The sequence below is a fragment of the Skermanella sp. genome, assembly GCF_059503625.1.
The window spans coordinates 1-3564 of record NZ_JCACHA010000170.1; the positions used below are offsets into that span (position 1 = coordinate 1).

The window sequence follows — 3564 nt, forward strand, 5'->3', positions numbered from 1 at the left end:
GTAGCGGAAGAAGCTGGGTCGCACGTCATCAAGCTGGAGACGAAACGCGCGGCGCCGAGCCAGCACTGTTCGAGGTGCGGAGCGCGTGCGAAAAAGGAATTATCCGACCGGGTTCATGTCTGCACGGGCAGCGGTCATTGCGAACAGCGCGATGCCACCAGCTCCCGGTACATGCTCGGTCGGGTCTGAGAATTTTTGACGCCCACCAAACGGCAACGGAAACCACACGGAAAAGGCTGGGCGGTCAAGGGCGCGCAGATGTCTTTCTGCGTGAACCGAAACGCGGGTCTTCAGACAACGCCAAAGGCGTTAAACTCCTGGCAGAGCCGCATAGGCTTGCCGGGAGTCGTTCGTGGTATTCTCCTGATCCATACGACACGCTGTTATCCGGCGAATACCGGCAACCTGTTCGCCATGGCCGAAGTATCAACGGTCTTCCGATCAGACAGCGAGTGCCGGCAGTGCGCCGCTTCCAGGCACGTCCCGGAAGCGGCTTCTCCTATCGAATCAGTCTATCCGGATTTCGACGTCGGTCATTGGGGCCATGTAGGTCCTGCCATTGACGGCGTACTGAGCGCGGACCTTGAGAGGGCAGCCCTGGGTCGTGGCGATCCGCGCATCGAAATCATAGATGCCGAATTGATCCACGTCGGCAACGGCCTGCTCCGTTCCGTAGTTGGTGTTTGCAGCACCTTTGGCGGTCGCGGGCTTGAAGATGCCGACCGCACCTGTCGCCCCGGCGGTCGGCGGCGTCACGGTCGGGTTGTAGATGCTGCCGCGCACCTCGAGGTCGATCGTGTTTGCGTCCCGCTCCCGGCACTGCGCTCTCTGGATGCTGATGGCAGGGCTGTCCTTGTTAACCAGTTCCCCGGCGTCAGCTTCGATGCTGAAAGCCAGAAACTTCCCCAGCGACTTGCTCAGATAGCCCTCGGCAGCGATAAAGGTGCCCACGGGAATCGTCGAGGGCTTGATTGCAAACCCATAGGCGTTCATCAGCGGCTTGCCCTTGTAGCGCGCGTCGAACAGCGGGTGCGTGCCGTTGGCATTCTTGGGCATGGGAGGATAGCTGTCGCCCGTGGCGCTGCTTGGCAGAAGGACGACAGGACTGCCTTCAATATCGAAGGTCGTGTTGTCGCCGGTGCCGATGTTGTTCCGAACGGTTCCGAGCAGAACGTTTTCAGCAGTGTCGGCGAATATGGTTTCGGCCATGACATTGCCAAACTGATCGCTCGTCCCGGTAACGATCCCGGTTCCGCCGATGAAGCCCGGACCCTTGTCGAAGCCCGGGATGGGTTTGATGCTCATCAGATCCGCAATTGTGAGGTCACCGGAAACACTCGTGATCGATGTGCCCAGCGAAATAGAGGTCGGCGGCAGGATATTGACCCACACACCCATGACCTTCAGCTGCTTGACTTCTTGGGTCGTGCCGGCATTGAGCGTCCTGAAACCCTGTATCTCGCCCTCGATCTCAACAGGCTGCGGAGCGGGTTGCGCTTGGGCAAAGGCGGTGCTGGACGGCATCAGGACCGTCGTCGACAGAAGAGCCGCAGACAGGGCGACGCTAGTCGCAAGCATTACATTTCTTAGATCGCGCAAGATGCATAACTCCTAGGTGCTGCTTTGCGTAAATTAAATTCTGGTGGCGAAGGGTGCGGAATTGGGAAGTTCAGAATAGGGGATGATGATTGATAACCTGATAATCTCCCTGATGCTTGAACTTGAACTGAGTGATGGAGACTGACAATTTAGGGTTTGCATTGTCTTACAGTGATACACGGCTGGATGTTTTCTATACATTAGGTCTAGGTGCATGAAGAGCGGGCATATTACCTGATTTGACAGGGGTGGTATTTTGCTCGATGACGGCACTGGGGATGGAAGACCCGCACCCGGTGCCTTGCCCGACCGTTCCCAGGGTGCGGGGACGGGTTTTTCACAAGATCGACGCAAGGCAGGAGAGCTCTCCCGCCAAGGGCCGTGCCGGGTATCACGCTATCGCGATCGAGGTGTCGATAACGCCCACCAGTTTCATCATTTCCGCTGAGTCGGCGATGCTCAGCAGGATATCGCCGCGGTCAAGCGCTCCGCTCCCGAGACCATTCAACCAGCCGGCCCGGCCTCCTTCGTCCGCCTCGCGGCCAAGACCCTCGCGGTAGAGCATATCGACATACTGCTCGTCGGTCATGTCGCCGTGGAGCTGACGCGCCTCACCCGAGCCGACGAAGACGTCAGCGATGTCGGCAAGCGAGAGGCCCGCTTCATGGTGCGAGATGAAGGAGTTGATGCCGGCCTCGTCCGGCAGGCGGCCGAGCATTGTTCCGTAAAGGCGAACAAGGGTGGCAACCTCGCTCGTGTTGAAATCGATCAGGGTTCCTTCTGATGCCATCTTCTCGTCGGAGTTGACGAATGCGAGGACCATGTCGGTCCTGGCACCGCCGCCCTTCAGGAAGTCCTCCCAGCCGGTTTTGCCGCTGCCGTCTCCTGCCCGGTGAAGAACGGTGCGATAGAGCATGTCGGTGAATTGTCCCTCAGTTAGGGAGCCGTGGAGATTGGTGGCCTCCGCTGACTCCAGGATCTGGCTGGCGACATCCCGCATCGACATGCCCTGTCCGATCGCCTCCATCCAGTGGGCTTTGCCCGCGGTGTCGGGGGTGCGGTTCAGCAGCGCTTCATAGAGGCGGTCGACCGCCGTCTCCGAGCTGAAATCATGACCCGAGAACCGAATCGTCTCGACGCCGGCCACGGTGTCTGTGCCGTCCGCTCCGCCGTCGCGATGGCTGAACACGGTCCTGCCGTTCTCGATCCGTACCGTGTAGTCGCCGCGCACCGCGCCGGTCAGCACCAGGGTATCGCGGCCTGTGCCGCCGTCGATGAAGTCATTGCCCGCGCCGCCGAAGACGGTGTCATTGCCCTCATCGCCGAAGATCCGGTCGTTGCCGCCGGCGCTGCCCACAATGTCATTGCCGGCACCGCCGTGAAGCACGTCGTCATCTGCGCCCAGAATAATGGTCTGGCTGGAGCCGTCGCCCCAGGCGACCTGAGAACCATTGCCGCCGGTTACCTTGACCGCTCCGATGATGCTCGCAAAGTCGACGTTCTGCAGCTGGATCTCCGATCCTGGCGGCAGCGCGCGGGCGTCGACGACCAGCGCGGTATGGGGATTTCCGGGCGCGGCCGGCGCACCACTGATGACCAATGGCTGGGCCGGAGCGTCGCTGTCTGGAGCTGCTGTCAGAACGATCGTCTGCACCAGCACCGGTGTGTTGGCCGGCAGGCTGACCAGGAAGTCGGAGCCAACCTCCGTCAGTGCTGTCTGGTCGGCCGAGCCAGGCTCGGTGTGTGCCCTGATTTCCCGGATCAGGTCGGTGAGCGAGGCATCGGGCGCTTTCGGCACGGTCGAGCCGGTGGCCTGGAGTCCCAGGCCGGTCGGCACCTGGGCTGCCAGAAGGCTGGTCCCTGCGGCGGAATGGACCAGCGGAATGTCGGCCACCGTATTGTCACCGGCCTGCTCCTGACGACCGGCGGTAATGACCGGGATGGTTACGCTCTGAGACACTGAAC

Annotated in this window: 3 protein-coding genes; 1 reads left to right on the forward strand and 2 read right to left on the reverse strand. The window is 60.9% G+C overall.

From position 1 onward, the window contains the following. Positions 1-189, forward strand: a 189-nt coding sequence (locus AC5JJ6_RS04530) for a zinc ribbon domain-containing protein (protein ID WP_496040903.1), incomplete at its 5' end; no start/stop codon positions are given. Between the two features lie 318 nt (positions 190-507). Here the strand turns inward: AC5JJ6_RS04530 and AC5JJ6_RS04535 are convergent. Both AC5JJ6_RS04535 and AC5JJ6_RS04540 read right to left on the reverse strand, forming a co-directional pair. After that, entirely contained in the window at positions 508-1524 is a 1017-nt protein-coding gene (locus AC5JJ6_RS04535; protein ID WP_496040904.1) for a hypothetical protein, read from the reverse strand. 466 nt (positions 1525-1990) lie between these two features. Next, positions 1991-3436 carry a DUF4214 domain-containing protein gene (locus AC5JJ6_RS04540; protein ID WP_496040905.1) on the reverse strand — a complete coding sequence of 482 codons (1446 nt, stop codon included), beginning with the start codon at positions 3434-3436 and terminating at the stop codon, positions 1991-1993. Positions 3437-3564: the final 128 nt, after the last annotated feature.

What these genes read in the sequence shown, in the direction of transcription:
- AC5JJ6_RS04535 (WP_496040904.1), bottom strand. Translation starts at nt 1,524, where the DNA reads ATGCCGTCCAGCACCGCCTTTGCCCAAGCGCAACCCGCTCCGCAGCCT.